Source organism: Phyllobacterium sp. SYP-B3895 (assembly GCF_009647635.1).
In the GTDB taxonomy this organism is placed as follows: domain Bacteria; phylum Pseudomonadota; class Alphaproteobacteria; order Rhizobiales; family Rhizobiaceae; genus Phyllobacterium; species Phyllobacterium pellucidum.
Genome location: NZ_WJIG01000004.1, coordinates 607,204 through 633,174, shown reverse-complemented (window position 1 = coordinate 633,174; position 25,971 = coordinate 607,204). Strand labels below are relative to the sequence as shown.

Annotated in this window: 24 protein-coding genes; 4 read left to right on the top strand and 20 right to left on the bottom strand. The window is 59.3% G+C overall.

Going from position 1 to position 25,971, the window contains the following annotated elements:
- The first annotated feature begins 56 nt into the window (after window positions 1–56).
- The 3 genes from GF108_RS20660 (at window position 57) to GF108_RS20650 (ending at window position 1,758) form a co-directional block, all read left to right on the top strand.
- On the top strand, window positions 57–263 hold the full coding sequence (locus GF108_RS20660; protein WP_153670196.1) for a hypothetical protein: 207 nt from the start codon (window positions 57–59) through the stop codon (window positions 261–263).
- A 252-nt stretch (window positions 264–515) separates the two neighbouring features.
- On the top strand, window positions 516–1,124 hold the full coding sequence (locus GF108_RS20655) for a DUF6766 family protein (RefSeq protein WP_153670195.1): 609 nt from the start codon (window positions 516–518) through the stop codon (window positions 1,122–1,124).
- Between the two features lie 139 nt (window positions 1,125–1,263).
- Window positions 1,264–1,758: a ferritin-like domain-containing protein gene (locus tag GF108_RS20650; RefSeq protein ID WP_027232762.1), complete on the top strand. Its 495-nt coding sequence runs from the start codon at window positions 1,264–1,266 to the stop codon at window positions 1,756–1,758.
- Window positions 1,759–1,834: 76 nt separating this feature from the next.
- Here the strand turns inward: GF108_RS20650 and GF108_RS20645 are convergent, their stop codons facing one another.
- The 9 genes from GF108_RS20645 to GF108_RS20605 form a co-directional block, all read right to left on the bottom strand.
- The gene (locus GF108_RS20645) at window positions 1,835–2,470 is read right to left on the bottom strand and encodes an RES family NAD+ phosphorylase (RefSeq protein ID WP_153670194.1); all 636 of its coding nucleotides are present in this window, start codon (window positions 2,468–2,470) and stop codon (window positions 1,835–1,837) included.
- The gene (locus GF108_RS20640) at window positions 2,470–3,090 is read right to left on the bottom strand and encodes a DNA-binding protein (protein ID WP_153670193.1); all 621 of its coding nucleotides are present in this window, start codon (window positions 3,088–3,090) and stop codon (window positions 2,470–2,472) included. The genes GF108_RS20645 and GF108_RS20640 overlap by 1 nt, the downstream gene beginning before the upstream one ends.
- Window positions 3,091–3,155: 65 nt before the next feature.
- Window positions 3,156–4,307 (bottom strand): VWA domain-containing protein, encoded by a 1,152-nt coding sequence (locus GF108_RS20635; protein ID WP_153670192.1) that lies wholly within the window; start codon window positions 4,305–4,307, stop codon window positions 3,156–3,158.
- The gene (locus GF108_RS20630; RefSeq protein ID WP_370462244.1) at window positions 4,304–6,595 is read right to left on the bottom strand and encodes a DUF5682 family protein; all 2,292 of its coding nucleotides are present in this window, start codon (window positions 6,593–6,595) and stop codon (window positions 4,304–4,306) included. Before GF108_RS20630 ends, GF108_RS20635 begins: the two co-directional genes overlap by 4 nt.
- A 3-nt stretch (window positions 6,596–6,598) precedes the next feature.
- Complete coding sequence (locus GF108_RS20625; RefSeq protein WP_153670191.1) at window positions 6,599–7,681, bottom strand: AAA family ATPase; 1,083 nt, start codon at window positions 7,679–7,681, stop codon at window positions 6,599–6,601.
- Entirely contained in the window at window positions 7,674–9,083 is a 1,410-nt protein-coding gene (locus GF108_RS20620; RefSeq protein ID WP_153670190.1) for a DUF5691 domain-containing protein, read from the bottom strand. Before GF108_RS20620 ends, GF108_RS20625 begins: the two co-directional genes overlap by 8 nt.
- Window positions 9,080–10,462: an SWIM zinc finger family protein gene (locus GF108_RS20615; protein ID WP_153670189.1), complete on the bottom strand. Its 1,383-nt coding sequence runs from the start codon at window positions 10,460–10,462 to the stop codon at window positions 9,080–9,082. Before GF108_RS20615 ends, GF108_RS20620 begins: the two co-directional genes overlap by 4 nt.
- A 254-nt stretch (window positions 10,463–10,716) precedes the next feature.
- Window positions 10,717–12,174, bottom strand: coding sequence for a UdgX family uracil-DNA binding protein (locus GF108_RS20610; protein ID WP_153670188.1), 1,458 nt, complete (start codon window positions 12,172–12,174; stop codon window positions 10,717–10,719).
- Complete coding sequence (locus GF108_RS20605; protein ID WP_153670308.1) at window positions 12,174–13,406, bottom strand: putative DNA modification/repair radical SAM protein; 1,233 nt, start codon at window positions 13,404–13,406, stop codon at window positions 12,174–12,176. The genes GF108_RS20610 and GF108_RS20605 overlap by 1 nt, the downstream gene beginning before the upstream one ends.
- Window positions 13,407–13,767: 361 nt before the next feature.
- Between GF108_RS20605 and GF108_RS22600 the strand changes: the two genes are divergently transcribed.
- Window positions 13,768–13,899, top strand: a complete 132-nt coding sequence (locus tag GF108_RS22600; RefSeq protein ID WP_255453114.1) for a hypothetical protein — start codon at window positions 13,768–13,770, stop codon at window positions 13,897–13,899.
- 16 nt (window positions 13,900–13,915) lie between these two features.
- Here the strand turns inward: GF108_RS22600 and GF108_RS20600 are convergent, their stop codons facing one another.
- From GF108_RS20600 to GF108_RS20550, 11 genes are all read right to left on the bottom strand, one after another.
- Window positions 13,916–16,216 carry an ATP-binding protein gene (locus GF108_RS20600; protein ID WP_153670187.1) on the bottom strand — a complete coding sequence of 767 codons (2,301 nt, stop codon included), beginning with the start codon at window positions 16,214–16,216 and terminating at the stop codon, window positions 13,916–13,918.
- A 141-nt stretch (window positions 16,217–16,357) separates the two neighbouring features.
- On the bottom strand, window positions 16,358–18,406 hold the full coding sequence (locus tag GF108_RS20595; protein WP_153670186.1) for a PAS domain-containing hybrid sensor histidine kinase/response regulator: 2,049 nt from the start codon (window positions 18,404–18,406) through the stop codon (window positions 16,358–16,360).
- Window positions 18,393–19,901: an ATPase domain-containing protein gene (locus tag GF108_RS20590; protein ID WP_153670185.1), complete on the bottom strand. Its 1,509-nt coding sequence runs from the start codon at window positions 19,899–19,901 to the stop codon at window positions 18,393–18,395. Before GF108_RS20590 ends, GF108_RS20595 begins: the two co-directional genes overlap by 14 nt.
- 218 nt (window positions 19,902–20,119) lie before the next feature.
- Window positions 20,120–20,494 (bottom strand): nuclear transport factor 2 family protein, encoded by a 375-nt coding sequence (locus tag GF108_RS20585; protein ID WP_153670184.1) that lies wholly within the window; start codon window positions 20,492–20,494, stop codon window positions 20,120–20,122.
- Between the two features lie 27 nt (window positions 20,495–20,521).
- The gene (locus GF108_RS20580) at window positions 20,522–20,830 is read right to left on the bottom strand and encodes a hypothetical protein (protein WP_153670183.1); all 309 of its coding nucleotides are present in this window, start codon (window positions 20,828–20,830) and stop codon (window positions 20,522–20,524) included.
- A 127-nt stretch (window positions 20,831–20,957) separates the two neighbouring features.
- Window positions 20,958–21,557 (bottom strand): hypothetical protein, encoded by a 600-nt coding sequence (locus GF108_RS20575; protein WP_027232749.1) that lies wholly within the window; start codon window positions 21,555–21,557, stop codon window positions 20,958–20,960.
- 21 nt (window positions 21,558–21,578) lie between these two features.
- Window positions 21,579–21,896 carry a PepSY domain-containing protein gene (locus GF108_RS20570; protein ID WP_153670182.1) on the bottom strand — a complete coding sequence of 106 codons (318 nt, stop codon included), beginning with the start codon at window positions 21,894–21,896 and terminating at the stop codon, window positions 21,579–21,581.
- A gap of 255 nt (window positions 21,897–22,151) precedes the next feature.
- Window positions 22,152–22,592: a hypothetical protein gene (locus GF108_RS20565; protein ID WP_174208387.1), complete on the bottom strand. Its 441-nt coding sequence runs from the start codon at window positions 22,590–22,592 to the stop codon at window positions 22,152–22,154.
- A gap of 138 nt (window positions 22,593–22,730) precedes the next feature.
- On the bottom strand, window positions 22,731–23,114 hold the full coding sequence (locus GF108_RS20560; protein WP_153670181.1) for a hypothetical protein: 384 nt from the start codon (window positions 23,112–23,114) through the stop codon (window positions 22,731–22,733).
- A gap of 103 nt (window positions 23,115–23,217) precedes the next feature.
- Window positions 23,218–23,907 (bottom strand): FkbM family methyltransferase, encoded by a 690-nt coding sequence (locus tag GF108_RS20555; RefSeq protein ID WP_153670180.1) that lies wholly within the window; start codon window positions 23,905–23,907, stop codon window positions 23,218–23,220.
- A gap of 59 nt (window positions 23,908–23,966) precedes the next feature.
- Entirely contained in the window at window positions 23,967–25,970 is a 2,004-nt protein-coding gene (locus GF108_RS20550; protein WP_370462243.1) for a putative bifunctional diguanylate cyclase/phosphodiesterase, read from the bottom strand.
- Between the last annotated feature and the right edge of the window lies 1 nt (window position 25,971).

Genomic DNA, 25,971 nt, shown 5'->3' with positions numbered 1-25,971 from the left:
GACGCAACAAGGAACCAGAAGCAACGGTCGCAAGTTGCTGCTCAAAGGAGATACCGATGTCAAACACTGCCAAAGACCGCGATTCCGACAAGACCCCAAAAGCGGATGCCAAGGGACAATTTGCGCGCACGGGCCACGGCTCGGACAATGACGGCGTCGTAAGCGCGAACCCCCGCGTGCTGTCGGGAAAGTCGGATGGTGACGCGACATTCAAGACAGATGCAAAAGCGAATGAACGTGACAGGCGGGCACCGGCTAAATAATCGGCGGTGCTTGCAGGCCGATCGCGATCATCGGCTGCAACGATCTCGGCATGAAGCTCTGATTCGAACCAATGTTCAATCGAAGACTGTCCCAACATTTGGAAATGGCCAGAACCGACGAAATTTTGGAAGCTCGGCTCTAGCTCAGGCTGATCCGGCCTCGGCAGGTCTGGTCCGGAACGTTCCAGGAATTGTGTCGTTAAGAACTGAAGACAATACACGTTGACGTTTAAGATCGGTCGGAGAGGTTGAATGCGTTTCCTGCGAAACAATGGGCTGACAATTGCGCTGTTTCTGGCCTTTGCCGGGAGCGTGGTCGGCATGATCTGGTCCGGTTGGCGGCAACAAAACCATGAGTTGAGTCTTCATGGGCAAGCGCTCCTGTCTCTGACCGGCTACCTGTCCGATGAGGCATTCTGGTCCGCCTTGTTTGAAAACTGGGAAAGCGAGTGGTTGCAGATGGCAACCTACGTTGTGTTGACGGCTTATCTTTTTCAAAAGGGCTCTTCTGAATCGCGCGATCCCGACAAGCCTGAAAAAAAGCAGGTCTCCGGCAGCGGAAGCTGGATTTACGATCATTCCCTGGGATTGGCACTGTTGAGTTTGTTCGGCTTATCCTTTGCCGGGCATTTCTTCGCAAGCCTCGCCACTTACAACTCTGAGGCCGCCTTGCACGGGGAGGCGGCGCTAACGCCGTTGAGCTATATGGGCAATGCCCAGTTCTGGTTCGAGTCGTTTCAAAATTGGCAATCGGAGTTCTTCTCGACTGCCATGCTCGTCGTTCTGTCCATCTTTCTGCGGTATCGTGGGTCCCCGGAATCCAAGGAAGTTATGGCGGCTAATCAACAGACCGGAGATTAGCGACGGCGCGATATATGGGATCGTGGTCCTATCGCGGTCCTTGTGACCGGATATCGGCAAGCCATCGCGCGGTGTTACGGAACGCTAGTGTATCTCCCGCGTTGGAAGCCTGTAGATATCCCACTAGGAGAACACACTGATGGCCGACAAAACACTCGAAACACTGTTTCATGAAACGTTGAAAGACGTCTACTACGCCGAGCGCAAGATTTTGAAGGCATTGCCCAAGATGGCACGTGGCGCAACCTCGCCTGACTTAAAAGCCGCTTTCGAGAAGCACCGCGGCGAGACCGAAATCCATGTCGAACGTCTCCAGGAGGTATTCGAGATTTTGGGCAAGCCGGCACGTGGCAAGACTTGCGACGCTATCGAAGGTATCCTCGCCGAAGGCGACGAAATCCTCGAAGATTTCAAGGGACAGCCAGCTCTCGATGCGGGCCTAGCCTCAGCCGCGCAAGCCGTCGAACATTACGAAATGGCTCGCTACGGGACATTGGCCCGCTGGGCCGGCGAGCTTGGCCTAAAGGATGCGCAGAAGCTTCTCGTCACCACTTTGCAAGAAGAAACAAAAACCGACGAAGCTTTGACCGCATTGGCGGAAGGCGCTTTGAATCCGGCAGCCATGGCTGCCTGATTCGACAGGGAGCGCTTTCAAAAGGCGCTCCCCCTCTTCTCCAGCGTCAATGTTCCATGTTGTCAACGGACAGGCGTCATGCGCTGGGCGATATCGACTTCCCATAGCGGTCGAGCAGGACCGCGACATCCTTCAGAATCGCTGTCAGGAGTCTGGTCCTATCAATCGCGATTGTCAGGTCCCGACGCTCAAACAGCGCTATGCAGATCTCGCCGGGATCGTGTCGCGATTGGTAGGCCAGTCCATCAGGCTGGTCGGGATGATCCCATAGTGCGTCAGCCCACTGCCCGCATGGCTCATACGGCCCTGTGGAAATCGAGTTGTCCGTGCCCAGCGCCTGCAACCCCGTTCCGTGCACCCGCACGATACGAAGATCGCGTTGCGATCTGAGTTCGGTTGCGGCTCGACTGGTAATTTCGGACGCGGCCACCATCAGCCGCTGCGGGTTACGCAGGATTGTTTCCGCCAGTGCACCGCTCAGTGACATTCCCACATAGAGTACTCCGAAGCGGCCGCCGGCGCTGTCGAAGCGATTTGTGGGCGAGCCGCCTTTTCCCGGTCCGAAGAAGACCGGGGAAAGTGTGGAACGGTGGATGCGATGCAGCACCGTTCCGGCAGGCAGTAGGTCGATTGGCAAGGGCTTTGTGTCGAGCCAGGCAGGTGGCGGCGGCGCGGCCCCGGAAGGGCCCCGCTGATCAGTGCTTGCCGCCATCAGGCAAAGCCATCTGATCCATCCGCGCGGACAAGCCGTAAGACGGCGTCAACCTCTCCGTGCCGCAGCGTCTCAAGTGGTGACCGCCCGCCAAGCACCGTGTCGGGAGCAAGCAAGAAGTCGAGCGTCGCCCATGGACCTGCCGACGCAAGGCCACGCACGACATCGGCGATCCCGGCAATCACCTCACCCTCATTGAGTTGGCAGGTTGGATAGCGCCAGTCGCCGCCTTCGCGAATAGCCAGCATAGTATTCGACCGCCGTCTCTTGTCGACCGCCTGTCTGGTGATGCCAAGGATTCGGCCCGCTTCGTCTGCGGACAATACGCCGCCCGAAAGCTTGAGCAGCCGCTGGCGATGTTCGACATTCCGGGCGAGCGCCGGGACCAGCGGATCGAGATCGGTCACCGCCGATCCCAATATATCCGAGCGGCTGAGTAGCTGGGCAAGCGAGCCGGCGTCGGTCGGGGCGGCAAGCGCCTCCGTTAACGTCTTCGCCGACGCATTCGCGGAGATGCGCTCCAGCGCCGACATTGCCCGTCGAAGGAACGCCGCCTGGACCGAATTCGGATCAGCATGAATATTGAGCGTCAGGCTCGGCGCAGCATGTTCGCGGGCCATCGCGACCTCCAGTGGTTGTCTTTGTATTTATATGGTTCAAGAATATACAAAGTCAACCTACTCTACTACGAGGCACCGCGCACGAGGTCGATGCCGTTTGCGCTTGCCCATTGCCCGATGTCCTGCCGCGTCAAGGCGCATGCCATCATATCCGGAAACTGATCCCGCGTGCAGGCAAAGACCGGACAATCCATCGCGGCGATCGCGCCGGCATTGCGCACGTCGTAGCTCGGCCGGCCTTCGTCGGACAGCGCCAGCAGCACGATTACGTTGACACCCGACTGCTTGAATGCCGCTACGCGCGCCAGCATCGACGCTACGTGTCCGCCCTCGCAGAGATCCGTGACGAGAACGAGGTGCGTCTTGCCTGGGCGGTCGATTTTCGTCTCACAATAGGCAAGCGCCGCATTGATGTCGGTGCCACCACCCAGTTGAACCCCGAAAAGCACCTTTACCGGGTCCGCCAGATCCTCGGTCAGGTCGACGATGGCCGTATCGAAGCAGATGAGTTTCGTCGAAAGAACCGGCAGGGACGCCATGACCGCCGCAAAGATCGACGCATAGACGACGGATGTCGCCATCGAACCCGATTGATCGACGCACAGCACAACGTGATCGAGATCGGCTCTCGTGCGGGTCTTGCGGGCGAAACCGATCAGAGTCTCCGGCACCACTGTGTTGTAGCGCTCCTGGTAGTGGCGAAGATTGGCACGGATCGTTCGCGGCCAGTCGATATCGGCGTGCCGCGGCCGACGCGTCCGCCGCGACCGGTTGAGAGCGCCGGACAGTTTCTCAACCGTCTTTGCCCGAAGCCGCTGCATCAGGTCATCAACGACCTTGTCGACCACCATCCTGGCGGTCTCCAGCGTCCTTTCGGGCATCGATCCTCGCAGCGAGATGAGGTCGGCGACGAGATGCACATCTGCTTCCAATGTCGCAAGGAATTCCGGCTCCAGCATCAGTGCCTTCAGATTGAGACGTTCGAAGGCGTCCTTCTGGATGATCTGCACGACCGGTGCGGGGAAGAATTCGCGGATATCGCCGAGCCAGCGCGAGACCTTCGGCGAAGAAGCACCGAGCCCGCCGCGCTTCCCCCGCGTCTCCGACGCGTAGAGAGCAGACAGCGCGTGGCCCAGTCGCTGGTCGCGTTCGCCAAGTCCATCCATGTCGTCATCGCCAAGTGCCAGTTTCCAGCGGCGGATTTGTTCCGACGTCATGCGCTTATTCCCAGGATTTGCTTCAGCAGCGGCAGCGCGCGTTCGAAGGCGGTATTCTCTTCGCTCGGGGATCGCACTGGCCTCCGCTCCTTTCTGCCCCCAGCGATGCGCTCCAGCACTCGCTGTCGGCCGACGGAATCAAGGCCGGCAAGGGCGCGTCGGAAGAGCGGCAGGCTCTCGACGAAAGTCTCCTCGTCCAGTCCGCAAAGCCATTCGTCGATCAGAAAGAGCAGCGTCTGGTCCTGGATAAGCACGTCCGCGGACCCGGCAACGAATGCTTCGATGAAAGCGCCGGCGCGGGACGCCGTTTCACCAAGCACATGCCGCGAGAAGGCAGCCGACACCTGCAACTCATCCCACAGGCCGAGATCGTGCAGGCGGCGCAGGCTGAAACCGATGAGAGGCGCAAGGGATTGCGCATCATCGACCATAAGCGCGAGTTGACGCCGCCACTCCTCGAGCAGTCCTGAATCTCCAAAAAAGGCGAGAGCTTCGTCATAGGCGCGCATTGCGTTCAAGCGCTGCAACGTTGCCTCGTCGTCGAGCTGGCGAGATCCGACGCGGACACCGGCATTGGCTTCTGCACTAAGCGCCGTGATCAGTGCACGCAATTCCAGCTCCGGTAGCTTGCGGGCGGTGCCGTAGCGCACGATCCGCACGAGCGGAGCGACCGCGTTCATCACGTCGGTAATATCGTTGTTGTGCACCGCGGTCGCCTGCAGAAGGTTGATGCAGGTGCTGGCAGCCTGCGGAAGATCGGCAACCAGTGCGTAGCGGACAAGTTCGGCAAGTTGCGCTATGCCATCCGTTTTGTGGGCGCGTTCGACAGTCGCGGACGCCGCGGCCTGCTCAATGGTAAGCCCCCAGATCAGGGCTTCGGCCAGGCGGACAGACATGTCGGGAGACCAGGACACGCTCCAGATCTCGCGATAGGTTCCCCGACCCGCCTCGGCGTCAATCAGGCGGCCCCAATTAACGCGGATAAGATTGAGACGGTGCAGCAAGGTTGATTTGAGGAGGCCTGCCTCGCTGCGAAGATCGAGCTTTATTTCGCTCGGCTGCTCGTCCGGCTTGAGCCGCGTCTTGCGGCACCAAAGCTCGAAATCCTTCGCCAGCGGCATTTGCGGAACCGCCTTATCGATCTTGCCTATACGGCTGTCGATATAAAGTTTCCGCTCGATCATCGCCAACTGGATATCGTCTCCGTGGCAAAGGCTCGAAAGGGATGCATCCCGCATTTCGGCAAGGCCAGGCATGGCGATCCCGCGCATGCTTGCAAGTGCGAGCGCGAGGCGCGCGGCCTCTATGGCGGAAGCTGTCGAAGCGTCGAACCCCTCCTGCCGCAAAAGCGCCGCCGTCCGGGCCTGCCAGCCGGCCGCAAAGGCCTCTGGTCCATCGTGACGGTCGCCCGAATAAAGGTCCCAGAGATGCCGATACCATCCCGGAGAAACCACGCCTGCGCCGTATCCGGAGGCACGGCTCAGCCGCCCATCGCTCCAGGGCGCCCAGGTCGCTTCGACCTTTATTTTCGGAAGATCCTTTATGATTGCACGGTCCTCGGCAACGGTCGTGGCCGTGCTCAGCCCGCCGATGTGCCAGGCGCCTACCACCACCGCGACTTCGCCGTCGTGCTGCTTCAGCGCATCCCTTACATGGATCCGCATGAAAGCTTCGCGGCGCTCTTCGCGCAGCCGCTCCGCCGCGCTCCTATCATCGAAGCCGCCGGAATTCTGGCGCAATTCGGTCATGGCCGTTTCAATGGCGGCGAAGATGTCGAGGGGCGACTGGCCGCCACCATATTGTTCGATCAAACCGTTCCAGAAGGTTTCCCCGTCACTGTATCCGGCTGCGCCGGCAAGCACATCGAGAGGATCGAGGCGCCCTGCGTGACCGGGCTCGTTCCCGCTCTCGTCCGCTTCAGCGTCAGCGTCTGCCGCTACGTCCTCTTCGCGCCCGGCCTTGGCGAGCGCCAGCGAAACAGCGGCGGGCCAATCGATGAACCGCACCGGACGGCCGCGCGCGAGGGCCCATTGCATCGCAACCCACTCCGGCGAGAACTCGGCAAACGGGGCAAAAGCCGCATTGGCAGCTTCTTCGGCTGCGTAGAACAACATCGCCAGCGGCGGCTTCATGCCGGGGAGCGCCGCATATTGGATCAACGCATCGCCCTCGGGCGGGCCCTCGATCAGCACACAGGCGGGATCGAGCGCATCCAGCGCACCCTTCAACAGGGCCGCCGAGCCCGGGCCGTGGTGGCGAATTCCAAAAAGATGCGCCTGGCGCTTCACGGCTCAGACCACTTCGCGAATAGCTTCGTAGAGGTCGCTCCAGCCATCGCGCGTACGCAGGACGGTTTCGAGATATTCAGACAGCGCAACGCCGTCCTGCACCGGATCCTTGACAACTGCACCGACGATGTTGGCAGCAAGGGCATTTGCATCGATACGGCCATCGCCAAAATGCGCAGCTTCCGCCCATGCCGACACGCCGACGGAGATCGCCTCCGCAGTTGACAGCGTGCCGGTCGAGGTCTTGAGCTTGATCTTGCCATTCAACGTCTTGCCGTCACGGATCTCCCGGAACAGGACAACGATGCGGGCGAGTTCCTTGTCCGCAGGCTGGATCGCCGGCAGTCTTAGATTGTTGCCGATCTCGTTGACGCGTTTGACGACGATCTGCGTCTCCTCCTCCAGCGTGACCGGCGACGGCAAGACCACGACGTTGAAGCGACGCTTCAGTGCTGAGGATAGATCGTTGACACCCTTGTCGCGATTGTTGGCGGTAGCGATGATGTTGAAGCCGCGTTCAGCATTGATTGCAATGTCGAGCTCCGGCACCGGCAGGGTCTTTTCCGAAAGGACGGTGATCAGCGTATCCTGCACCTCGGACCCCATGCGGGTCAGTTCTTCAAGCCGAAGGAGCGTGCCCTCTTCCATCGCCCGAACCAGAGGCGTCTTGACCAGGGCCTCCGGCGACGGCCCCTTGGCGAGGAGCAGCGCATAGTTCCAGCCGTAGCGGATCTGGTTCTCGTCCGTGCCGGCGGTGCACTGAATCAAACGTTGCGAGGAACCGGAAATCGCGGCGGCGAGGTGTTCGGAGACCCAGGATTTGGCGGTGCCCGGCAAGCCGAGCAGCAGCAGCGCCCGGTCAGTCGCGAGCGTCGCGATCGCCGTCTCGATCAGCCGGCGGCTACCGACATATTTGGCCGAGATAGGCGTTCCATCGGCAGCATCGCCGCCCAGTAGATAGGTAGCGACCGCCTGAGGTGAGAGCTTCCAATTGGTGGGACGGGGACGATCGTCGACCTTTGCGAGCGCCTCCAGTTCGGCCGAGTAAATCTCTTCCGCAGGACGACGAAGTAAAGCTTCAGACATCTATGGTCTCCAGTTTGTCCATGAGATCGAGAAAAAGGATGGCGTTGCCGCACTGCGCCGGATCGAAGGCGGCAAGTTGGGTGCGAAGCAGGGAGCGCATCGGTGCCGGGCACATGATGGCCATACTGGCTGCAATATCCGTATCAAGGTACGTCTTTTCATTGCCGAACGATTGCCACTGCTTGGATCGCAGCAGGTCACTGAAGACGGCTTGTGTCGCCTCGCCGCCGAGAAAACGCGCCATCTGGCCTATGATCCACCGTGCAGTGTCGTTCGTCCACCTGTCCGGGCGGAAGACATAGGCGGCCCAAACCTGACGCATCTCGGGCGGATATTCTGCCAGCAGATCAGCCTCCAGCCGCATGAACGGCTCCCAACTGGCATAGAGATGATCATCGGTGATCAATTTCACGATATCGAGGCGCTTGTCCTGTGTGGCCATGAACAGCAAGGCGACCAGAAGTTCGTCTTGCTTGGCTGCTGCCACCATCGCCTCCACCGAGAGCGACAGGGCGTTGGCGAGCTTATCCAGTCCGACGGGGCCGAAGGTTTCGTTGAGCCAGGCCATCACGGTGTTTTCCCTCACCGTTGCGGGCAACTCCAGCGCGAGGCTTTTCTTCTCGAAAAGGATGCCGGACTTCGTGACCTTGACGCGCTCCAGTGCAGCGCGCAGAGGCGGATCGTCCCCTTCAAAGCCCGGCAACCGAACCAGCAGTCTTGCAGCAAGGTCGCGCACGCGAGGCGCGCGATCCTTATCGAGACCCTTGAGAAAAGGCGCGTCGGTTTCCGACAGGTTCTCCCGCAAAGCTTCGAGAAGTCGAACGCGGCTTTCGGCGCTTTCAGACTGCCAGGCCGCCGCCACCAGGCCACGCGCCGCTTCCGGGTCCGACATGCGGCGTTTCTGGATGTATCCCGCCTTGACGGCGGGCGTCGCATACATCCAGTTGTTGTCATTCAGGCTGTCGGGTGCGAAGTAGTTTTGCTGCTGCGTGACAGGGACCTCCCGTTGCGAAAAAGCAAGGGCTTCGGCACCGAGATGCTCCGCATATGCCCTCACCATGGTCTCGAGCTTTGGCAGGTCGAACGGATGCAACCGAAGCCTTCTCTCGGTCAGTTTGCGAACGATGGCGGCTGTCAGCCGGCTCGATGCCTGGTTCTTGGCGGTGAGGAGCCGCAGCAGAAGCTTTCTTGCTGCGTCCGGCACGATTGTCGCGTTATCAACGACAGCGTTCCCGGCATCAAACTTTTCCGGCGATATGGGACGCTCCAATCGCATCGCCTGGCCCGCCAGCGCGAGAGCCTGCAGGGCGTCGCTGACACCTGCGGCGTCGAGCGGCAGTCCGTCCTTTGCGCCGGAGAGAAGGCGCGGCACGATCACATCTGTCAGACTGGATACGTTCACGCTGTCCACCGCCCGAGTATTGTTTCCGCCCAGAACAACGTGAACTCATAGCCATCCCAAAGACCTGCACCGTCGATGTTTTCGAGTTGCAGAAGCGGCCAGACCGCATCGGCTTGCGATTTCGCCACCGGCAGGCAGATCGTTTCATCATCGAGATAGATGTTCTCCCCCGAGGTCCGGAGCCGGGCCGCGCGAAACATCACTGGAAACTCGCCAAGCCAGGGCTTTGCAATCAACGCATCCTCGTAACGGCCGTAGGCCGATGCGAGGTCTTCGGCGGGAAGGTTCAACGGTGCGTCGGACGGCAGGGTACTCCCGGTCTGGACCGCGATCTGTGCTCGCAGCGGAACGCTAGACGGATAGAAGACGAGCTCTGCATCGAATGTGTCGCCGATGCCATAGACGCCCGCGGACACACCTGCCGCAACCGGGACGTATTCGATGAGAACGGCGGGCCGGTCGCTGCCCAGGAGCCAGGTTTCGATACGCCGCAGCGTGTCAGGCTGGGTCTCGCTGCGGGTAGCCCAGACGCGCCAGGTATCCGATATGCGGAGCGCCGCCTCATCATCGAGCAATGCGGCACGCGTGATATTCCAACCAACCATCTGGCGGACGTCCTGACGCAGCGGATCGGCGAGGTGGACCTGACGGCGATAGGCGGCGGCCAGAAGATGCAGCATTGCAAGTTCGGTGATTGCCGCAGTCGGACGGGCCGGTGCGGGAAGCACAAAAAGTCGCGTCGGCAGGGTATCCACACGCAGCGCCAGGCCGGGCGCCTTGGCATCAAACAGGCGTTGTGCCATCACCCGGCATGCGGCCGAAGCTTTGGCCGGAAACGCGGCAAGACCGCCATCCAGTTGATCGCCAAGCCAGATATCCAGTTCATCGAGGCCATTGGCGATTGAAGCCTCACGCTCGATCCGGCTTCGCTCGCGGGCAGCGGCGGCGCGGGCATCCGCTTTTGGATCAGCCGGGGCCTCGGCGTCTTCAACCGCCTCGATCGAGACCCGAGGTTTATCAGCAGCGTTCGTGGCGGGCCCGGCAGAAGGGCCACGGCGGCGCGATACCCATTCGGCTACCCACTCGGGAGCCGCTGCGGTCGCAAATTCTGCCTCGCCTTCAGCGCGTAGCCACATGAGCGCGAGGCCGTGCTTGCAAGGAAACTTTCGGATTGGACAACTACATTTATACCCGGCGTCGATTTCCGAGACGACGGTCCGGTAAGGCGTGGAGCCCGACCCCTGGCACTCGCCCCAGACCAGGCCAAAGCCGTCCTGGGCGAGCGTCGGCCAATTTGAGCGGTTGAGGAGTTTCTTCGCCGCCGCGAGCGATGCCTGATCCGGCGCAAGCGCTTCGAGCCTTGCCAGGGTCAGGCTCAATGAACCCTCCGGCACGGTTGCATCTGCCTGGAGCTCTTCGTTTTCGCGCTGCTTTCCGAAGTTTCAGTCCGGTCTAACATAGGCTTTGATTACATATTCTTACGTAAAATTCGTCTAATACAAGCTAATAGTCGCAATCTTACGTTACGTCCTCTCCCCGAGTAAAGCAGCCCAAAGTTGTCTTTGGATGTGTTCGGGCGGAGCGCTTGAGCGAGTTGCGATCAGCTCGACCGGATCACGTATTCTGCCAATTCCTAGGCACCTTGCGCCTCAGCCACGAGACGCAGGTCAGCGTGAAACCGCTTGATTTCCAAGTGCTGGTGATCGAGGTCCGGCAGGCGCAGCAGGTAGGAGGGATGAACCGTCGCAAGAAGCGATCGTGTACCATCGAGCGGCATCAGGACGCCTCGAACATCGGTCAAGCGTCCCTGCCGCCCGGTCAGCGAAGCCAAGGCGGTCACGCCGAGAGCAACCACGAGTTGCGGCTTCACAAGATCGATCTCCTGCCGCAGCCACCATTTGCACGCCTCGATCTCGCCGGCATTGGGCTTTTGATGTATGCGTCGCTTACCCCGCGGCACATATTTGAAATGCTTGACGGCGTTGGTGATGTAGACGTTTCTGCGATCGATGCCGACGTCCGCCAATGCATTGTCGAATACTTTGCCAGCCGGACCGACAAAGGGGCGTCCCGCCAAATCCTCCTGATCGCCTGGCTGTTCCCCGACAAACATTACCCTCGCATCGGCCGCGCCTTCGCCGATTACGGTTTGCGTGGCGTTGCAGTGAAGCGAGCAGCGGGTACACCGCCGCGCTTCTGATCCAAGCTCCTCGAGCGAGCCCGGGACAGCAATTTCGTGGTCCCCGGAAATTCGAAGCGTGGTCGCTTCCTGCAAGCGATCGTGGAAAAGCGGCGGCATCGTGGGCTGCCGCTGCCGCATTTCCATTACGCTTCTTTCGGCGTTTCCGACGAGTCCAGGTATCAGCACTGCCTCGGGAAGGTTCTTCCAGTACTTTTTCGGCATTTCCGCGCGCATTGCCTTCAACTTCAAACGTGCCGGATTGAAGATGCTCGCGTAATAGGTGCGCCAGAGATCGTCAGTTGTATCGGAGGCAATCGATTTTTCCGCGGGCTCCCGCGACGTGACAAGATTTTGGCCGTCCCACATCATCGACCCCCTGGGTGTGGCGATGATCCAATCCATATCCGTGAAACGCCGCTGGAAAAACGGCGCTACACGCTCCACGATAAAGTGGTCGGGTTCAAACCACGCCACGAACTGTCTTCGTGCGCCGACTTCCTGGTGGACGACTTCCTTGAAGCGCACAAACGCCTTCATCTTGTGGCTGTCGCGCCGCACCGATTTTTCCAGTTTCAGTGCTGCCGCCACGTCCTCGTCACAAGCCACGTTCAACAGGCTCTTGTCACTCTGCATCCGCGACAGGATACGGTACAACAGGCCAAACCGTGCGGGGCTGCTATGGCAGATAGCGGTTTCGGCGAGGTCGATAAATCTTTCAGTTGCAGTGACGGCATGGGACCCGTTCGCCGCTTCGCCAGCGTCGGGGATCGAAAGACCGAGCATGTTGGATGCCCCTGCGGCATCGCTCCACATGACGTCGTTGGATTCAATGCCGTGCGACAGCAAGCGCCGCGCGGCATCGCGCCATTCGATGAAATCTCCCCTGCCCTCCAGAATGACGCTTCTCATCAGAGCAGTGCGAGTTGTTCGGGTTTCTTTTGGAACATGTGGTTGAGGTCGGCGCTGTCAATCAGCCGGTGCGGCGACCAACCGTCAGCGACAATGAACGCCTTGACCTTTTTCAACGACACGCCAAGCCGCTGCAGATCTTCGAGGCGTAGGCGCCGATGCCGCCGCCCCGAAAGGATCGCCTTGACCGTCTTCGTTCCAAGCCCGGGAATGCGCAGAAGGATTTCGCGCGCCGACCGGTTGATATCCACGGGAAATCGCTCACGATGCGCCAGAGCCCAGGCGAGCTTTGGGTCCATGTTTAAATCCAGCATTCCGTCCGGCCGCGCCGATGTGATTTCCTCAATGTCGAAACCATAGAAGCGATAAAGCCAATCCGCCTGATAGAGCCTGTGCTCGCGTTCGAGCGGCGGCCGGATCAGCGGCAGGTTCTTCGACGCGTCCGGTATGGGACTGAACGCGGAATAATATACCCGGCGCAGCTGGTATCCACCGTAAAGGCGCGAGCTGGCGCGCAGGATCGTCGCATCGCTGGCACCATCTGCGCCGACGATCATCTGCGTGCTCTGGCCTGCCGGAACAAAATGCTTCCGCCGCTGTGTCTGCAGCGTCGGCTCGTTTGCCGCCTCAATTTTCAGTCGCAGGTCGGCCATCGATTTTCGTATTTCGCCCGGCCGCTTGTCCGGTGCAAAACGGGCAATGCCCGAATCCGTGGGCAATTCGATGTTGATGGAAAGGCGATCGGCATAGAGGCCGGCCTCCTCGATCAAATGCGGCGAAGCGTCGGGTATCGTCTTCAGATGAATATAGCCGCGAAAGCCGTGGGTCGTGCGCAATTCGCGGGCAACGCGTACCATTTGTTCCATGGTGTTGTCCGATGAGCGGATGATGCCCGATGAAAGGAACAGGCCTTCGATATAATTGCGCCGGTAGAATTCGAGCGTGAGCCAGACCACTTCCTCCGCCGTAAAGCGTGCCCGCTCAACATTGCTCGAAGATCGGTTGATGCAGTAGGCGCAATCGAAGATGCAGAAGTTCGTAAGAAGAATTTTGAGGAGCGATATACAGCGCCCATCCGGTGCGTAAGCGTGGCATATGCCTGCGCCCTCGGTCGATCCTAATCCGCCCGACCTGGACGAATCGCGCTTCACAGTTCCGCTGGAGGCACATGAAGCGTCGTACTTTGCTGCATCCGACAAGATGGCCAACCGGTGTTTTAAGCTCTTCTTCATAATGTTCATGATATGTTCTTGCTGCAGTTACGTCAAGACTGACCTTTCTCGCAGGGGACTGGACCAATCGGAACCCATCAACCGAAAATAGCGCGCACCCTGGAACGGCAGGAAAGCGGTTCCCGGCCGATCCGGCCTTGTTTATCGAGCCGACTTGCATTTCGCGCCGGCGGTCTTTGTGGATCAGGGCAAGTGCCGGGGCGCTTTGCTTCAGCCTTGTCGATTTTATGTTGCACTTGAAACTTAGCGTTTGACGCCGCCTGCCAATGGTTCTCTAACTGGATGCAGCGCTGGGTCTTCTGACGGCATGCCAGCGCTTGCGAGCGTTCAGTGCTCCCGCCATCACGAGCAGGAGAGCGATATGGCCAAAGGTCAACAACGTAGCAACAAGGAAGTTCGAAAACCCAAACAGGCCAAGGCCCAAGAAGTGAAAGCGGCGCCTGCAGCCTTTAGCACGACGGCGAAGCGCCTGGAGAACCCCAAAGGGCGCTGACGACAGTTGGGTTCTGCTACCCCCTCTCGCGGCGTAGCGCGAGAATATGCCGGATCTTGCGTGCGAGTGCCTCACGCTGATAGGGCTTGGAGAGAAGCTCCACGCCCGGGTCGAGCCGCCCGCCATGGACGATGGCATTTTCCGTATAGCCAGACGTGAAAAGCACGGCAATCTGCGGCTGGCGCTGGCGGGCCTGGCGCGCTAGCTCGGGACTTCCGAGCGGTCCGGGCATGACGACATCGGTAAAAAGCACGTCGATCGGAACGCCGCTCTCTATTATCGATAGCGCGCTCGCCGCGTCCTTGGCCTTGAGTACGCGGTAACCGAGATCACCCAGCATTTCAACGACGGTCGCCCTCACCTCCTCGTCATCCTCGGCAACGAGGATCGTCTCGGTGCCGCCTATCGTCGGGCCAAGATCGGTCTCGATCAACTCGTCTTCGTTCTGCTGCGCGCGCGGCAGATAGAGTTTTACCGTCGTGCCCTGGCCAACTTCCGAATAGATCTTGACGTGACCGCCTGACTGCCTGACGAAACCATAGACCATTGAGAGGCCAAGCCCGGTGCCGCGACCGACCGACTTCGTTGAGAAGAACGGTTCGAACGCCTGGGCGAGGACGGCGGGCGTCATGCCTGTCCCCGTATCCGTAACCGCCAGCATCACGAACTGACCGGCTTCCGCCTCCGGATTGCGCCGCACATAGGCATCGTCGAGCGAAGCATTGCCGACCTCGATCGTCAGCCTGCCGCCATCGGGCATGGCATCCCTCGCGTTGATTGCGAGATTGAGCAGCGCGTTCTCGATCTGCGCCGGGTCAATCAGGGTATTCCACAGCCCGCCGGAGCGAACGATCTCAATCTCGATCGATTCACCGATGGTCCGTCGCATCATGTCGCCCATCCCGGCGATGAAACGGCCGATATTGACGACCTTGGGTTCGAGTGCCTGCCTGCGTCCGAACGCAAGAAGCTGGCTCGCCAGCTTCGATCCGCGGCTTACCCCCGCCAAGGCGTTTTCGATCCGCCGTTCGCCCCGCGCGTTGCCGGCCATGTCCTTGGCCAGGAGTTGGAGATTGCCCGATATGATCTGCAGGAGATTGTTGAAATCGTGGGCAACGCCGCCGGTGAGCTGACCCAATGCTTCCATCTTTTGCGACTGGCGCAGTTGTTCTTCCGTTTTCGATCGCTCGGCGATTTCGTCGAGAACCCGCTGTTCCAGCGTGGCGTTAAGCCGTTGCAGCGCCTCTTCCGCGTTGCGCCGGACGGTGAGTTCGCGATCGGCCGCCTGAAACAGCCTGGCGTTGTCGATGGCGGTCGCTGCCTGACCCGCCACGCCGACGAGGAGCGTTTCATGATCAGGCTGGAACTTGCCAGGTTCGTTATGTCCGAAGAACAACCCGCCGAGTACCTCTCCGGTCCGCGAAGTCACGGGTACCGCGAGATAGCTCCGAACCGGCAGGTGACCCTTCGGCATGCCCTTGTGAGGAGCATTTCTGCCATAGCGCGGATCTGCGATAATATCGTGCGAGAGGACGACGCCTTCGCCCTTGAACGTCGGCTCGAATACCGCCGTATTGCGCGGCATCGGAAATTTCGAAAAGGCATCCTTGTCGACGCCGGAGAGCGCGTAGAGCATGTAGCTCTCGCCCTCCTTGTTGAGAACATTGTAAAAGAATGCGCCAAACTGCGCGCCCGTCAGCTCCACGCCTGCGTCAGTCACCATCTGCACCACTTTGCCAAGATCAAGCTCGGCGGCAATATTGGCGCCCGTACGGTTCAATATCTGAAGCAGGCGCGTTTCATTGCGAAGGGCTTCTTCGGCTTTGATCTTTGCAGTCGTCTCGACAACGATCGCCATGACGCCGCAGGGCACACCGTCCTCGTTAATCAGCGGCGAATAGTCGAGATTCATCCAGACCCGTTCCGGCTTGCCGCTGCGATGAAGGACGAGCTCCTGATCCAGATAGGCGAGCGTTTTGCCCTCCAGCCCGACTTTCATGACATTGTCGTTGAAATCGGCGACCTCCGGCCAGCCTTTTCTCACCTCGCTGCCGAGCAGCTGTGGGTGTCGCCCGCCGGCAAAGAGCGAGTAGGCGTCGTTATAGATCATGATGCCGAGTTCGCCCCATAGCGTCACGATCGGCACTGGTGAATGAAGAATGAGCGAGATCGTCGACTTCAGACTTTGCGGCCAGGCGTCAATTGGGCCTAGCGGCGTCAAGGTCCAGTCATATGCTGCGATCAGCCGGGCAAGTTCGCCGTCGACGCGCAGGAATGTGTGATCGTTGACAAGTGACACTCCTTCTTCAGCGCGCATATTGGCTCCCACAGCTCCAGGCGTTGATCAATTGCATAGCTAAGAACGTTAAGTCTTTGCAACTCCCCTGCAAAACGCACTAACGCAGAGGTGGTGTGAAAGGTTGTTCCCGGCGGTGTAATGCCGATCCCTCCTGCCGCCTCATTTCGCGAGCGCCTTGGCGATCTGGGATGCAAGTTCCGCTTGCGTATAGGGTTTGCCGAGCCGTGGCAGATCAATTCCCGACCCGGGCGGCAGGTCTGCATATCCGGTTGCAACAAGGATCGGCAGTTGCGGATTTAGCGACAATGCGCTTTCCGCAAGTTCAGCACCGGTCATGTGCGGCATGGAGTAGTCTGTGATCAAAAGGTCGATTTCCTTGCCACTTTCGAGGAATTTCAGCGCATCGGCGCCGGAATTCGCCTCGTAGACCTCATGGCCGAGGTCTTCCAACATGTCCACGGTGCTCATGGCGATCAGAGCGTCGTCATCGACAACCAGTATGCGCGCCCTGACGCCGCTGCCGGCAGTGCTGGCTTCTTCACTGACAGGTTCTGCTTGCTTCACGGCACCGGTAACTGGCAGCCACAGTTCTGCGGTGGTCCCTTTGCCGAGCCGGCTTGTCATGCGGAGCGCGCCCTTGAGTTGGAGAGCAAGGCCGTGAATCATGGAAAGGCCCAGTCCTGTTCCCTTGCCGAGTTCCTTGGTTGAAAAAAACGGGTCAATCGCGCGCTTCAGCGTCTCCGGCGCCATGCCCAGACCAGTATCGCTGACGCCCAGAATAATATAGTCGCCGGTACCAAGGTCATCGGTTGTCGCAGCGATGTCGGCACGCCTGAGGCTGACGACGACGGCGCCGCCATCCGACATCGCGTCGCGTGAGTTGACCACGAGGTTGAGGAGGGCAAGCTCGATCTGGTTGGCATCGGCGAGCACCGGCGGCAGGGCATCGGGAACGTCGTAGCTGATGTGAACTCCGTTTCCGACGGATTTCGCCAGGAGGTCGTGCATGCCGCCGACAAGCGCGACCAAATCGGTGGGTTCGAGCTGCAGGTCCTGACGGCGCGCGAAGGCAAGCAGACGCTGCGTCAGGGCGGCGCCCCGTTGCGCCCCTTGCAAAGCGCCGTCGACAAGCCGCGCCGCCTTCGAATTGTCGGCAACCGACTTGCGCAACAGGTCGAGATTGCCCAGCACCGCCATCAGCAGATTGTTGAAATCGTGCGCAACGCCGCCGGTCAACTGGCCGATCGCTTCCATCTTTTGCGCTTGCCGCAACTGGTCTTCGGCGACCTCGCGCTGGCGGATTTCGTCAAGCAGCGTGCGGTGAGCCTGTTCGAGTTCACGCGTTCGCTTGAAAACCCGATCCTCGAGAGTCTCGTTCAGCTGGACAAGTTCGGCCTCGGCGATTTTTCTGTTGGTGATATCGGAACATACCCCGACCAGCCGCTCGGGCTGGCCGAGCCTGTCGGAAACGACGCGTGCCCGTGCGTCGGCCCAGTGGGCGCTGCCGTCCGGCCACACCGTTCGGTGTTCGACCTGGAAATCGCGTCCGGTGCCTTTCGTCGTCGTAATGGCCGTGAGGACAAGTTGCCTGTCGTCAGGATCGATGCTCGCAATGAGATCGTCATAGGTGAGGGCCTGATCGGCGCTTCGACCGAAGATGCCCCTGAACACATCGGATGTGATCAGTCCGTTGTTGGTAAAATCGAGTTCCCACGTGCCGAGATTGCCGGCAAGAAGCGCCGTTTGCAGGCGCTCTTCGCCCTCGCGAAGTTCTTCGAGGCGGCTGAGGGCCTCATATTGCCGCCCGCGCGCCTTGAGCGCCGTCTTGGCGACACTGACAAAGGTGGTGGCATGGAACGGCCGCTCGAGAAACGTCACGTTGCCGAGAACCTCGGACAGTCGCGCGGCCGCTGGATTGCGCTCAGGACCGCCGCCGCGATGCGTCACGATTATGAATGGCAGATCCGACCAGCTCGGCTGAACTTCGACCCATGCGGCGAGGGGCTTCAGGTCGGCGTTCCTTATGGCTTCCTCGGTAATCACCACAAAGCTGGCGCTCTCGCCAAGTCGGGAGGTCAGTACGTCGAGGCTCGGACAGACCTCTGACGCGATTGACGCTTCCGCGAGAATGGCGGCAGCAACAGCCGCGTCACGGCCCATCGGAGCGTGTATAAGCGCCCGAGTGACATGATCGTTAAGAATTTTCATCCCCTACGCCCAACGCCAGCAGCGGATCGGCCTTGCCGACGAATGTGGGAACGCCGCGCAAAACACCTTGGAATTCATCAAGAGGCTGGCCGAGAGAAAGGCCATTCTTCGTTATCCGGAACTCGCGGATGGTATCCTCGTGATTTCCAGTGCGTTTCTTTATGACAGAGACCGCACGCCGCACCTTGCCGCGCGCCTCGAAATAGCGAAGCAGCACTACGGTATCGGCAAGGTACGTAACGTCGACGGGCGCCTTCATGTCGCCGACAAGCCCGTGCTGCGCCACCGTGAGAATGGTGGTCGTGCCCTGGCGGTTCAGATATTGCAGCAATTCGTGCATGTGCAAGACGAGGGCATTTTCCTCGGGCATAGATGCCTGATAGCCGTTGAGGCTGTCGATGATCACGGTCCTTAGGTTGGCGCTATCGACGCGCTCCCTCACCCTATGTGCAAATTCACCCGGCGAAAGTTCCGCTGCGTCCACCTGCTCGATGTGGAGGTTGCCTTCGTCGCGCATTTTTTCGAGGTCTATGCCGATGGCGCGGGTGCGATCGAAGAGAAGGCCCAATTCTTCATCGAAGACGAAGATTGCCGCTTTCTCGCCGCGCCGGATGGCAGAAACCACGAATTGCAGCCCAAAGGTGGTCTTGCCCGTTCCCGCAGGACCGAGAACGAGACAACTCGATCCCCGCCCGAGCCCGCCCCCGAGAAGATCGTCGAGCTCTCCGATGCCGCTCGAGAGCCGGTCGCGTGTAAACTGCTTGCGATGTTCGAGAGCGACGAGGCGCGGAAAGGCGACGACGCCTCCCGTCTGAATGATGAAATCGTGATAGCCACCGCGAAATGCCTGACCACGATATTTGACAATACGCAGGCGACGGCGCTCGGAACCGTAGTTCGGCGCCAATTCTTCAAGCTTGATGACACCGTGGACGACGCTGTGCACTGTCTTGTCGAGCACGTCCGAAGTCAGATCATCGAGCAGCAGGACCGTTGCGTTGCGCTTGGCGAAATAGTGCTTCAAAGCCAGTATCTGTCGACGATAGCGCAGCGAACCTTGCGCCAGCAGGCGAATTTCCGAAAGGCTGTCGAGAACAACTCGCTTCGGCTGGAGACGCTCGAACGTCTCGAAGATTGCCTTGGTCGTTTCGCCAAGTTCAAGGTCGGATGAATATAGCAGACTTTGCTGTTGATCGGCGTCCAACAGGCTTTCGGGGGGTACCAGTTCGTAAACGTCGATGTTGTCACCGATGATCAAGCCGTGGGATAGAGCACCCTCGCGCAGTTCGTCCTCAGTTTCCGACAATGTGACGTAGAGGCCCTTCTCGCCTGCAGCAGCCCCTTCGAGCAGAAAGCGCAACGCTATGGTCGTCTTGCCTGTGCCCGGATTGCCTTCAAGCAAGAAAACCCGCCCTTCGCTCAAGCCACCCGACAAGATGTCATCCAGTCCCGGTACGCCCGTGCGCGCTTTTTTCGAAGTCGTGGGTGCAACCATGCTTTGCTTCGTTCCCTTTGCCATCCAATAAGCACACGCAATTGCTCTCGCTCCCTAGCGTAGCAATTGAATGAAGGGCGGAATAGAGAAGTGCGCCCCCTGCGCTGTCTGAGAGCCAATAACGTCGCGGCGCGGCGATCGTTCCACGCGGCTCAAAATATATAGGTAATTAGTATCATGCAGCCAGGCGACAGGGCCTGACTCTTTGCTAGACCGTGCTATTTCGGATCAACGTAACCGCCCGGCTTGGCATCGTGCGGCAGCGACCAGCCGAAATAGACTTCAACCGCAGCAATCTTGCCATCGCGGATTGTCAGTATCTCGGTATTGCGAAACCGGTGTCCATCAGACCGCTTGCCCTCATAGGTGACGAATACCTCGTTGCCTTGCGCCACAAGGTGGATGAAGCTAAATGCCTCTATGCTATAACTCGTCGGCCAGCAGCGCTCAAGATAGGTCTGCCGGTCGATGCCGTTGTCGAGCGGACTGGTGAAACAAAAATCCTCTGCGACGAGGCGCTCCATGGCGTCTCTGTCCTTCGCCACATAGGCGTCGTAACTCGCGCGGGCGACGGCAATATTGTTGTCAACCATCACGATCTCCCTAAGGCAATCGTTTGACTACTGCGTTCCATTTGGTTTGGCCGGCTGTTGATCGCCTCCGGAACCCGTCTGCGGCGTGGGATTGGTCTGCGCCGGGGTGTTCACGGTAGGTTCGTTTGTTGCCGGAGTTGCTGGCGCTGCCGTTGTGCTGTTCTCAGCTTTCGGCGTGTTGTCGGTGCTTCGGCCGTATAATTCCGCAGCGCCCCAAGCAACAATGGCAAGGAGCAGGCCCCCGATGAGAATCTTGAGCACCGGGCGGCCGGGCGGTCCCTGACGAGCCTCGTTGGCAGTCTCCTGTACCGGAGCTTTCGCCGTATCATTGTCCATGACGACATCCTTTTCATTTAGATAGGAACCGACGAAGCAGCGGGAAGTTCCGTTGCGCCTGACTTTCCGCAAGTGCAAAGACGCTCCCCCGACGATGGCCGGGGAGCGCCCAAAATTCATGCGTTCATCAGAGCGGGCGGTATTCACGCGCCCGCTCGCGTTCGCGTACGAGCTCTTCTTCTGTAAGATCCGGGTTACGTTCGTCAAACCCCTGCCAACCCTCTTCCCGATACATTGCGCGGCGCGCGTTGACATCGACCGGAGTGTTGTCGTCAAGGATCGAGCGCACAAGGTCGGTCTGGCTCTCTTCGGCCTGGACCGTGACGAGCGTCCCGCCTCGGCGAACGCCCTCAGCGTAGACGTGGGCATCTTCCTCACTGACACCAGCGCCTGTCATCGAGCCGATGATTCCGCCCGCGGCGCCGCCCGCAACTGCGCCTGCTGCAGCACCCGCAGCCGTTGCAGCAAGCCATCCGGCCGCCACCACGGGTCCAACGCCCGGAATGGCCAGCATTCCAAGACCAGCGAGAAGGCCACCGGCACCGCCTACAACAGCGCCCACGCCTGCGCCGGCCGCTGCACCTTCGCCCGCATTGCTTTCACCGTCACCAGCGCCGCCGCGGCGCACGATGCTTATGTCTGAAGACGCGACACCCGCATCTTCCAGGGCGTTTACGGCCGCACGCGCATCATCATAATCGTCAAACAGTCCAGTAACTATCGTCATTAGGATTCTCCCTTGATATCTTTATTTGGCGGATGCTGTGATATTGCCCTGGAAGTCGAGCTTTACCTCGACCGACTTTCCGTCCTTCATGGCAGTACCAGTCCAGATCCCGTCCTCGCCCTTCGTCAGGCCATTTACATCGGTGTAACCCTGCCCTTCGATGCGTTCCTTGGCCTGACCTTCGGTGAAGCTATTTGCGCCTGGAACGGGAGCCGCAGGATTGGTTGTGTCTGGCGTTGCAACCGCCGGCGTCTGTGCGTCCGGCTTTGTGGTGGTGTCCTGGGCATAAGCTGCCGAAAGAATGGAAAGTGCGCCAAGCGCAAGTGCGATACGTTTCATGGTTTCTCCTTTTTATGATCGGCGATCATGCAAGAACTAACCCATAGATCAGCGTGAAGTTCCGCGCTGATCCGCGGCTTGAGGGCAGTTTATTTTTTTGCATTTCCGGAACTTTTGGGGCTGTGCTGTCATGGTTCCATAGCTGCTGCCCCGCGGTAGGATGAGGTTCAGGCAGCGGGTGCCCCAGGGACCATGCTCCGGATGACTGGGGCAGTGTCACCTTCGCGCTGAGGATCCCGCGGCAGGTGACTCTTTCTAGATTTGAACCGGCTTGACGTTGTCTATTCTGATGTTTCCACTGATAATTCCGCGCGCAAGGTCGGTTCGATCGCGCTCGATTTCGATGACCGAATAGAGTTTGTCATCTCGGAAGGCGCTTGCGTTTATGGTGGTAACATCGTCCGCCGGCGCCGCGTCGATCTCCATGAAGTCAAGTTCGCCGCCCGCTGCGACAATCCTGGCGTCGCCTGTTGTTCGGGCAGCGACCGTTACTTCGCCCTGATAAGGCGAGTTTTGCCATCGCGGATCATCCGCCGACGCGGTCGGGACCAATCGGTAAACGTTGAGCGCCTCGCCGCTTCCAACTTCTGACGAAGACCGGCTTTCGGCATCGGCAATTTGCGCTTGGCTTTCCACGGACTGGCCAAAGCTGGTGGGACTGCTTCTTCCTGTCTTATCTTCTTGACCAATGGACACAGCGAACCTCCTGTTGAATGTTCGCCAACGCCACCCCGCCGGGATTGTTCCACGCGGGGCGTCGTCCCCCGGCATTGCCTGCGGCCGACAGTCGATTTCGACGGCCGCTCGGGATGGGCGAGTCATCAGGAAGGACGCCTAACCGGTCTTATCTTCCCACATTGTCGAGCGGAGAAGCGCCTGCATTTGCTCAGCCAGGTCCAGTTCGCCTCGCGCCTCGATTTCCAGTAAATATCGGGCCTTGGCCTTACGGTCCGCTTCGCCAACTGCTGGATAGGCGCATACAGCCAGCAGCGCCTTTTCCTCAGCTCGGCTGGCACTCTCGTGGTCGTGGCTACTTCTAATCGTTTTTTGGAACGCCGCGTACATGGCCTTGTGCGCGGCGATCAGCGCCTGCAGATCGCGGGACAATGGCAGATCCCGGTCTGTCGATGCGGTGGCGGGAGCCCGACCCGCAACCGTTGAGGCGATGATTGCACCGCCGGAATTGAGAAAGAAGGCGCGGCGATTGATCCTGGACATGACATCTCCACTTCACTTCAACGCAGTCGCGCGATCGTAGCACGACCGATGGCGCGTTCATGTCAGGAGATGTCAGAACACAGCGGTCCCTCGTGATGCTCGTTTAAAACGCTTCCGGTTCGTAATCTCGCAGGCCCTGCTCTTTCGCGAATAGCACACAAGCGCCATAGGATCCCCGCGGGTCATAAGCGAAGCCTTTTGCGGCGAGGGCCTGCGTGATCTCACGGATGCCCGACAATCCGTAGAGATGATCGTGCAGTTCAAGAAAGACCCGATCGATGCCGGCAAGCTCAGACTTGCAAAGCAGATCCTGTTCGGCGCCCTCAATATCCATGACGAGAATGTTGATGGCGTGGTGCGCGATGAAATCGTCAATGTTCGTTGAAGTCAGCGATATTTCGCGTTCGTAAGGACCTTGGTTTTTATCCATGGAAGACATCCAGAGGTCCTTTCGGACATAGAACGGGATGGTGTGCGGTTCGCCCGCTGCCAGCAATCCTTGGGACAAAACAACGTTGCCGACGCTGTTGGCACTGATCACGCGTTGAGCGAGTGCTGCTGTCGATGGATTTGCTTCGAATGACCACACCTGGACACCTGGAATCTTTGCGATCAGCGAAGTGATCACTCCGATCCCTGCCCCCAACTCCAGCACCCGGTCATTCGGCCTGACGGCCTTGAACACCCACTTGGCTTCTTTTGCCTCGTAGCAGCCACTTGTAAGCGCCTGCCAGATAACTGGTGAAACTTCATCTGATGCCAGTGGCACCGCAATTCCGTGGACGGTCAGCAATTCGAACTCAAACTCCCTTGTTGGCTGAGGAATGGCTGGCGGGTCAAAGGACCAAGCGGCTAGCTACCCATGCCCGACACTGCCTTCACATCAATAAGACCTTCATACTCAGTCAGGCTTACGCCATTGCTGGCCTGGCGGAGATGGTCCAGTTGCGTCGCGGGTACGGGCCGGCCGATCAAGAAGCCTTGCACCTGCTCGCATCCGACCTGTTTGACGCAAGCGAACTGTTCCTCGGTCTCGATACCTTCCGCTATCGTCGTCATTCCCAGGCTTCGCCCGACGCCCGTCACAAGTTCCACGATGGCGAAGGCATCTGCGCGGGTGGTGACATCGCGGATGAAAGAACGATCGATCTTGATCTTGTCGAAGGGGAAGCTCCTGAGACTGCCAAGCGAGGAATATCCAGTGCCAAAATCGTCCATCGCAATCTGGATGCCGACTGCCTTTAGTTGCGTCAAGGTTTCGAGCGTCTGTTCATTCTTGTCCAGGAGAACGGACTCGGTGATCTCCAGCTCGAGCCGGTCCGGGTCGAGGCCGCTTTGAGTGACGATGGTGACGACGCTCTGAATGAGATTTCGGCTGCGGAACTGAACCGGCGACAGGTTGACCGCGACTTTGAGCGAGCGTGGCCAACGGGCAGCTTCCGTGCAGGCCGTCCTTAAGACCCAATCCCCCAATTCATGGATCAACCCGATGTTTTCTGCCACTGGAATGAATTCGGATGGGGGAACTTGCCCACGTATCGGATGAAACCACCGCAGGAGGGCTTCATAGCCACAAATCTCACGGGTAATCGTGTTGACTTGTGGTTGGTAGAATATCTCCAGTTCGCCCTTGCGCAGCGCCTGCTTGAGATCGGCTTCGAACGACTTCTTTTCCGTCAGCCTTGTTTGCATCTGGGACTGGAAGACACACGCATGCCCGGAGCCGAGAGACTTTGCTTCGTAGAGCGCAAGGTCTGCCTGTTTGAACAATTCATCGGTACCGGACCCGATCACCGACAGGGCAACGCCGACACAGGTGCCGATCTTTATCTCACGCTCGCTGACAAGGTAGGGAAAGCTGATTTCATCCATGACATCGCGGGCAAAATCAAAAGCCTGTTGCTCGTTCAGCCCCGCGGTCAGGATGGCGAACTCATCTCCGCCCAACCGGCAGACGAGGTCGCCTTCGCCACCAAGCTTTGTGAGGCGGCTTGCCACACCCTGGAGCAGGCCATCACCGACGTCATGGCCCAGCGTATCGTTCACATCCTTGAAGCCATCGAGGTCAAGGAGAAAGATCACAGCCGTTGGTCCACCGGCTGTCGCTGTTTTCAACCGGTTTTCCAGATCCTGCCGGAACAGCACACGATTGGGAAGGCCGGTCAGGGCGTCATGGTGGGCGACATGTTTCAGCCGGTAGTTCTGCAGCTTCAATTCACCCGAAGCCTCACGGAGATTGTCTGTAAGGTCCTTCATCTTGCGGTGAGCACCGTCGAGAAGGCTGTTGTGGCGCAGAAGGAGAACAACGAGCCCCACCCCGCAGAGTATGAGCCCGCCCGCAAGGCCCGTATAGATCAGATGGAGCTGTCGCAATTCTGCCTGGGCGGCGTCTATCAGACCGACATCATATTCAACCGCGGTAGATGCAAGCGCTGTCATCGACGCATCGAGGGCGGCCATGGTTTTCAGTGTCGCTTTGAGGCCCTCGGTATCGAGGGTCTCGAACCGCTGATCAAGCACATCGAGCACCTTGGTTAGATCTGAAAGCAGTTCACGGCGCTGCGCGTCATCCTCGATAAAGCTATGGAGACTACCCTGCTTGAGCAGCTGTAACCGACCGATCATGATATCAAGTCGCAGGCGAACCTCATCGCGATCGGCGTCGTCCATACCCATGGCATAGGCGGCCACGCGATGTTCGAGCCTCATATATTCGGAGACAGTCTGTCCGATGGCCCAGGAGTCATTATAGCGGGCAAACTTCTGCAGCGCAGTTTGGCGCTCCGCAATGACATAGGCGATGTAGGCCGTCGCCACGACAAAGCAACAGATAATGATCCCTAGAAACCGTTTCACT

Coding starts and splice junctions, on each gene's coding strand:
- GF108_RS20660 (WP_153670196.1), top strand. CDS start 57: ATGTCAAACACTGCCAAAGACCGCGATTCCGACAAGACCCCAAAAGCG.
- GF108_RS20655 (WP_153670195.1), top strand. CDS start 516: ATGCGTTTCCTGCGAAACAATGGGCTGACAATTGCGCTGTTTCTGGCC.
- GF108_RS20650 (WP_027232762.1), top strand. CDS start 1,264: ATGGCCGACAAAACACTCGAAACACTGTTTCATGAAACGTTGAAAGAC.
- GF108_RS20645 (WP_153670194.1), bottom strand. CDS start 2,470: ATGGCGGCAAGCACTGATCAGCGGGGCCCTTCCGGGGCCGCGCCGCCG.
- GF108_RS20640 (WP_153670193.1), bottom strand. CDS start 3,090: ATGGCCCGCGAACATGCTGCGCCGAGCCTGACGCTCAATATTCATGCT.
- GF108_RS20635 (WP_153670192.1), bottom strand. CDS start 4,307: ATGACGTCGGAACAAATCCGCCGCTGGAAACTGGCACTTGGCGATGAC.
- GF108_RS20625 (WP_153670191.1), bottom strand. CDS start 7,681: ATGTCTGAAGCTTTACTTCGTCGTCCTGCGGAAGAGATTTACTCGGCC.
- GF108_RS20610 (WP_153670188.1), bottom strand. CDS start 12,174: ATGAGAAGCGTCATTCTGGAGGGCAGGGGAGATTTCATCGAATGGCGC.
- GF108_RS20605 (WP_153670308.1), bottom strand. CDS start 13,406: ATGAAGAAGAGCTTAAAACACCGGTTGGCCATCTTGTCGGATGCAGCA.
- GF108_RS22600 (WP_255453114.1), top strand. CDS start 13,768: ATGGCCAAAGGTCAACAACGTAGCAACAAGGAAGTTCGAAAACCCAAA.
- GF108_RS20600 (WP_153670187.1), bottom strand. CDS start 16,216: ATGCGCGCTGAAGAAGGAGTGTCACTTGTCAACGATCACACATTCCTG.
- GF108_RS20595 (WP_153670186.1), bottom strand. CDS start 18,406: ATGAAAATTCTTAACGATCATGTCACTCGGGCGCTTATACACGCTCCG.
- GF108_RS20590 (WP_153670185.1), bottom strand. CDS start 19,901: ATGGTTGCACCCACGACTTCGAAAAAAGCGCGCACGGGCGTACCGGGA.
- GF108_RS20585 (WP_153670184.1), bottom strand. CDS start 20,494: ATGGTTGACAACAATATTGCCGTCGCCCGCGCGAGTTACGACGCCTAT.
- GF108_RS20580 (WP_153670183.1), bottom strand. CDS start 20,830: ATGGACAATGATACGGCGAAAGCTCCGGTACAGGAGACTGCCAACGAG.
- GF108_RS20575 (WP_027232749.1), bottom strand. CDS start 21,557: ATGACGATAGTTACTGGACTGTTTGACGATTATGATGATGCGCGTGCG.
- GF108_RS20570 (WP_153670182.1), bottom strand. CDS start 21,896: ATGAAACGTATCGCACTTGCGCTTGGCGCACTTTCCATTCTTTCGGCA.
- GF108_RS20560 (WP_153670181.1), bottom strand. CDS start 23,114: ATGTCCAGGATCAATCGCCGCGCCTTCTTTCTCAATTCCGGCGGTGCA.